The 5,806-nt window shown below is 64.9% G+C and carries 5 protein-coding genes; 3 read left to right on the top strand and 2 right to left on the bottom strand.

Annotated elements, in window-relative coordinates; translation table 11 throughout:
• Nucleotides 1–206: 206 nt before the first annotated feature.
• Nucleotides 207–1,190, top strand: coding sequence for an ABC transporter substrate-binding protein (locus ACK41X_RS22180; protein ID WP_409728082.1), 984 nt, complete (start codon nt 207–209; stop codon nt 1,188–1,190).
• A 169-nt stretch (nt 1,191–1,359) separates the two neighbouring features.
• On the opposite strand, the gene ilvD is transcribed toward ACK41X_RS22180, so the two are convergent.
• Nucleotides 1,360–3,051 carry a dihydroxy-acid dehydratase gene (gene ilvD / locus ACK41X_RS22175; RefSeq protein WP_409728085.1) on the bottom strand — a complete coding sequence of 564 codons (1,692 nt, stop codon included), beginning with the start codon at nt 3,049–3,051 and terminating at the stop codon, nt 1,360–1,362.
• 127 nt (nt 3,052–3,178) lie between these two features.
• Nucleotides 3,179–3,703, bottom strand: a complete 525-nt coding sequence (gene tsaA, locus ACK41X_RS22170) for a tRNA (N6-threonylcarbamoyladenosine(37)-N6)-methyltransferase TrmO (protein WP_409728079.1) — start codon at nt 3,701–3,703, stop codon at nt 3,179–3,181.
• 193 nt (nt 3,704–3,896) lie between these two features.
• Between tsaA and ACK41X_RS22165 the strand changes: the two genes are divergently transcribed.
• Nucleotides 3,897–4,889 (top strand): ArsR/SmtB family transcription factor, encoded by a 993-nt coding sequence (locus ACK41X_RS22165; RefSeq protein ID WP_409728076.1) that lies wholly within the window; start codon nt 3,897–3,899, stop codon nt 4,887–4,889.
• A complete protein-coding gene (gene metF, locus ACK41X_RS22160; protein ID WP_409728073.1) occupies nt 4,886–5,800 on the top strand; it encodes a methylenetetrahydrofolate reductase [NAD(P)H] in 915 nt (304 codons plus the stop codon). The genes ACK41X_RS22165 and metF overlap by 4 nt, the downstream gene beginning before the upstream one ends.
• Nucleotides 5,801–5,806: the final 6 nt, after the last annotated feature.

Below are 5,806 nucleotides of genomic sequence, written 5' to 3'. Positions count from 1 at the left end.
GTGCCGGGAGGGCGCGACCTTTCGCGCGGCGGCAGTGATAGCGGGATTTCGCCCAAGCTTTATACTGCAAGCGGCGCAGATCTGAGCTTGCGGAGGCGTGTCCGCCGTCGTTCCATGCAGACTTCAGATCGGCTTACCTCCGGGCGCAGGCCGCTGCCGCACGCCGCTGCAGGCCGGTTCGCGCCTCCCAAAGAAGGATACAGAATATGTTTCGCCGTCTTGCAGTTTTGGGTCTCGCCGCCGGTGCGGTCGCCGTCTCGGCGTCCGCCTTCGCCCAGACCGTGCCGACCATCAGGGTCGGCTGGACCATTCCCGCCGAGGAAGCCAAATACTGGATGATGAAGCGCCCGGACAAATTCCCGAATCTGGGCAAGACCTACAAGATCGAGTGGTCGCAATTCAACGGCACCGCACCGATGACGGCGGCGATGCAGGCGGGCGCACTCGACTGTGCGACCCAGGGCATTCTGCCGATCGCCCAGAGCATGGTGGCCGGCAATGTCGACATGTATGTGATCGCCCAGCATGTCGGCGAACGTCCCGGCAGCTTCTCGCTCTATTGGGCGGTGAAGGACGATTCGCCGATCAAGAAGGTCGAGGATCTGAAGGGCAAGACCGTCGGCATTTCGGTGATCGGCGGCGGAACGCATGCGCCCTTCAACATGATGCTGCGCAAGCACGGCGTCGATCCGGAAAAGGACATCAAGCTCGTGGAAGTGGGCTTCGCGCTGTCGGAAGACGCGCTGCGCTCGGGCCGCGTCGATGCGGTGAATATGGTGCAGCCATTTGCGGCGCGAGCGGAAGCCAAGGGCGGCGTGCGCAAGCTGTTCGCGCTGGAGGAGGCGCTGCCCAATATCGTGCATATCGTCGAAGCCTGCCGGAAGGACTTCGTGGACAAGAATCCGGAACTGGTGACCGCCTATGTGAAGGACATCACCGCGGCGATGAAGATGGCGCTGGAAAACCGGCCCGAGACCATCCAGGTCGTGCATGAAGTCATGAAGGCGCCGGTCGCGGCGCTGGAGACCTATCTGCTCAAGCCGAACGACTTCGCCCGCGAACCGGGTGCTGCGCCGAATTTCGCCGGCATCCAGGCGATGTTCGACGTCTATACCGAGAACAAGACGATTGCGAAGAAGCTCGACGCCTCGACGCTGAAGCACCCGACGATCGTCGCGCCGATGCAGTGATTCAAAACGTGAGGCTTGCTCCTTTCACCTCTCCCTTTGGGAGAGGTCGATTGGCGAGCGTAGCGACGCCAAGCGGGTGAGGGGTTATCGTCGAGATCGTAACTCCTCACCCCAGCCCGCTCCCGATGGGAGAGGGAGCCCATCGAATGCGCGTCGGCTTCTTCACCAATCACCCCTCCGGCCATTCCGCATTGCCGGCATGGGTGACCGCGCCCTTGTCGGCCTGACCGACGAGCTGCGCGTATTTCGCCAGCAATCCGGCGGCATGGCGCGGCTTCGGCGCTTTCCACGCAGCCTTGCGGCGCGCCATCTCGGCATCGTCGATCAGCACGTCGATGCTGCGCGCGGCGCTGTCGATGCGGATGCGGTCGCCATTCTGCACGAAGGCGAGCGGCCCGCCGGCCGCAGCTTCCGGCGCGATATGTCCGATGCACATGCCGCGCGTCGCGCCGGAAAACCGGCCGTCGGTGAGGAGGGCGACCTTCTCGCCCATTTGCTGGCCGTAGATCAGCGCCGTGGTGCCGAGCATCTCGCGCATGCCCGGCCCGCCCCTCGGGCCCTCATAGCGAATGATCAGCACATCGCCTTCCTTGTAGTCGCGCTTGCGCACGGCTTCGGTACACGCATCTTCGCCGTCGAACACCCGCGCGGTGCCCTCGAAGACGAGCGACCTCAGTCCCGCGACTTTCAGCAATGCGCCGTCCGGCGCGAGATTGCCTTTCAGCACCGCAAGCCCGCCGTCGGGGCGGATCGCATTCCCGGCGCGCCGCACGATCTGGCCGTCCGCATCGGGCGCGCCGGCATGCTCCTCGGCGAGCGTGCGGCCTGTGACGGTCAGCACGTCGCCATGCATGTGGCCGGAGCGGATCAGTTCGCGGATGATGATCGAGACGCCGCCGATATCGTGTACGTCCTTCGCGAGGAAGCGCCCGCCCGGACGCAGATCGCCGATCAGCGGGGTCCGCGCGAACACTGCCGCCACATCGTCGAGCGTGAAGGCGATGCCTGCCTCGTTGGCGATGGCGGGCAGATGCAAGGCAGCATTGGTCGAGCCGCCGGTCGCGGCAACGATGGCGGCGGCATTCTCCAGCGATTTGCGGGTGACCAGTTCGCGCGGCAGCGGCCCGCCGCGCTTGAGAATATCGAGCACAATCTCTCCGGCGCGCTGCGCGATCGCCGAACGTTCGGCATAGACGCCCGGCACCATCGCGGAGTTCGGCACGGTGAGGCCGAGCGCCTCCGACACCATCGCCATGGTGTTGGCGGTGAATTGCCCGGCACAGGCGCCGATCGCGGGAATGGCCACCCGCTCCAGCACCTTCAGATCGGCTTCCTTCATGGTGCCGGTCTGCACCGCGCCAACCGCCTCGTAGGAATCGAGCACGGTGATGTCGCGGCCGCCGAAGCGGCCGGGGAGCGCCGCCCCGCCATAGACAAAGACCGACGGCACGTTCACCCGCACCATGCCCATCATCGCGCCGGGCAGGGTCTTGTCGCAGCCGCCGAAGGCGACGAGCCCGTCATAGGCATGGCCCTGCATCACGGCCTCGATGGAATCGGCGATCACTTCGCGGCTGACCAGCGAGAACTTCATGCCCTCGTGGTTCATGCCGATGCCGTCCGACACCGAGATGGTGGTGAATTCGCGCGGCGTGCCGCCGGCTGACTCGATGCCCTGCTTGGCCCATTCCACCTGCGGATAATGCGTCATGTTGCAGGGCGTATTCTCGCCCTTCATCGAGACGACTCCGATCATCGGCTTGTGGATCGCCGCATCGTCGAGCCCCATGCCGCGCATGAAAGCGCGGTGCGGGGTGCGGTCGAGGCCGTCACGGGTGATGGACGAACGCAGGCGCATTATGAAAAACTCCGATTTGGGCGAACGAGCAAAAGCAAACTCCGCTCATTCCCGCGAAGGCGGGAATCCAGTTTTTGCATCTGGGTCCCCGCTTTCGCGGGGACGAGCGGCAGGAGCTGACGCATGACGATTAGCCTTTGTTGCGGTCGCGGTGCCAGCCGACTTGCGCATCCGGCTTGGAATCGACCGAGGCGAAATAGGGCTTGATGTCGAGCAGCGGCGTATTGTCGAGGCAGTCGATATTCTTCACCGACAATGTCGTACCCTCGACCTTGAGAAGCTGCACCACGCTGAGTGCGATCGGATTGGGACGCACCGGCGAGCGCAATGCGAAGCTGCCGCGGCCCTCGCCGTAGTGGCGCGGGGTCTGCACCACGAGGTCGCGGCGCGCGCGATCCATCCAGTACAGAATGATCAGATGCGTGCAGGTCTCCACCTTGTCGAGCGCTTTGGCATAACGCGGGTCGACCTCGATGGTGCAGACGGCGTCGGATTCGCCGGCATTCTTCGGGCAGTCCTCGCGCTTCGTCCAGGGCGTGCGGATGCGGCCGATGAAATAAAGCCCCGCGTCGAATTGCGCGGGAAGGTCAACCGCGACTTCACCCGGACGGGCTGCAAACCAGTCGATGGTTTCGGCTTTCGGGTCAGGGGTCATGACGTGGGTTTAGGCGAAATGCAGTGCGCCGACCACACATCTTGGAAAGAGCAGCTATCCGCCGGAGACGCCCGATGTTCCGGACCCTGGCGGTCCCGACACAAAAAGTTAACGCCAGTCAGAAAAGTGGGCTTGCGCCCATCGAATTACCGTATAAAGATATCCTTATATCGATCCTGACCGGAATGTCCCGATGCCCGGCCCGTTGGCCTTCGAGACGATGCACGATGCGTTGCGCGCGGTGGCGGAAGGCACGCGCCTGCGCATCCTTGCGCTGCTCGCCGAGGCCGAACTGACCGTCTCCGACCTCACCGAAATCCTGCGGCAGTCCCAGCCGCGCATCTCCCGCCATCTCAAGCTGCTGGCCGAAGCCAATCTGATCGAACGCCACCGCGAGGGCGCCTGGGCCTTTTTCCGGATTGCGGAAAGCGGCGATGCGGCAGGTGTCGCGCGCATGATCGTGGCGCAGCTCGATCCAGCCGATCCCATCGTCAGCCGGGATCGCGAACGGCTCGCCGCGGTACGCGAGGCGCGCGCTGCGGCCGCGCAGGCCTATTTCCGCGAACATGCCGCCGAATGGGACCGCATCCGCAAGCTTCACGCCGCAGACGAGGCGGTGGAGCAGGCCATCGTCAAGGCGCTCGCCGACAAGCCGTTCCGCTCGCTGCTCGATCTCGGTACCGGCACCGGGCGCATGCTCGAATTGTTCGGCCCGCAGATCGAGCGCGGGCTCGGCATCGACATGTCGCTCGACATGCTGCTGCTGGCACGCGCGCGCCTCGAACGCGCAGGGCTGCGCCATTGCAGCGTGCGGCAGGGCGACATCTACGATCTGTCGGTGCCGCGCGATTCCTTCGACGTCGTCATCATCCATCAGGTGCTGCATTTTCTCGACGATGGCGCGCGCGCGATCCGCGAGGCTGCACGCGTTCTGGCGCCTTCGGGGCGGCTGCTGATCGTCGACTTCGCGCCGCACGAACTCGAATTCCTGCGCGAGGAGCATGCGCATCGCAGGCTCGGCTTTGCGCCGGAGACCATGTCGCAATGGCTCGCTGCGGCGGGCCTCGACGTCACCATGCACAGGAGCATCGCGCCGGAGCGCGGCACGGAAGGAAAGATCGCCGTGTCGCTCTGGCTTGCACAGGATCGCCGGCTGCGGATCGCCGGGCGTCAGGAGGTTGCATGACCTATACAGCGGTTCCGCCGGTCAGCCGGCTGGTGAACGGACGCGGCAAGACGCTGCGCGTGTCGTTCGAATTCTTCCCGCCCAAAACCGAGGAGATGGAGCGCTCGCTGTGGGAGGCGATCGAACGGCTCGCGCCGCTTGCGCCGAGCTTCGTGTCGGTGACCTATGGCGCCGGTGGCTCGACCCGCGAGCGCACCCACGCGACGGTCAAGCGCATTCTCGACGAGACCGCGCTCGTGCCCGCCGCGCATCTGACCTGCGTCGACGCCACGCGCGACGAGGTCGATGCGGTGATCCGCAACTATCGCGACATCGGCGTGAAGCATATCGTGGCGCTGCGCGGCGATCCGGCCGGCGGCGTCGGCGCAACTTATGTGCCGCATCCGCAGGGATACCGGAATGCCGCCGATCTCGTCGCCGGCATCAAGCGGATCGGCGATTTCGAGATTTCCGTCTCGGCCTATCCCGAGAAGCATCCGGATTCACGCCACGCCAATGTCGATCTCGACATGCTGCAGGCCAAGGTCGATGCCGGCGCGACGCGGGCCATCACCCAGTTCTTCTTCGAGAACGACGTGTATTTCCGCTACGTCGATCGCGTGCGCTCGCGCGGCATCGATATCCCGATCGTGCCGGGCATCGTGCCGGTGCAGAATTTCAAGCAGGTCAAGAATTTCGCCGAACGCTGCGGCACCTTCGTGCCGAACTGGCTGGCCGAGCGCTTCGAGGGGCTCGACCACGATGTCGAGACCCGCAAGCTGGTCGCTGCGGCAATAGCCGCCGAGCAGGTATTCAACCTCGCCGATCGCGGCGTCACTGACTTCCACTTCTACACCATGAACCGCGCCGATCTCGTCTACGCGATCTGCCACATGCTGGGTCTGCGCCCGGCCGAGAAGGCGGCGGCGTGATGTTCT

Source organism: Pseudorhodoplanes sp. (genome assembly GCF_046289595.1).
GTDB lineage: Bacteria > Pseudomonadota > Alphaproteobacteria > Rhizobiales > Xanthobacteraceae > Pseudorhodoplanes.
The sequence above is the reverse complement of the archived record's forward strand: the minus strand, read 5'-3'. Positions and strand labels throughout refer to the sequence as shown.

Coding starts and splice junctions, on each gene's coding strand:
- ACK41X_RS22180 (WP_409728082.1), top strand. CDS start 207: ATGTTTCGCCGTCTTGCAGTTTTGGGTCTCGCCGCCGGTGCGGTCGCC.
- tsaA (WP_409728079.1), bottom strand. CDS start 3,703: ATGACCCCTGACCCGAAAGCCGAAACCATCGACTGGTTTGCAGCCCGT.
- ACK41X_RS22165 (WP_409728076.1), top strand. CDS start 3,897: ATGCCCGGCCCGTTGGCCTTCGAGACGATGCACGATGCGTTGCGCGCG.
- metF (WP_409728073.1), top strand. CDS start 4,886: ATGACCTATACAGCGGTTCCGCCGGTCAGCCGGCTGGTGAACGGACGC.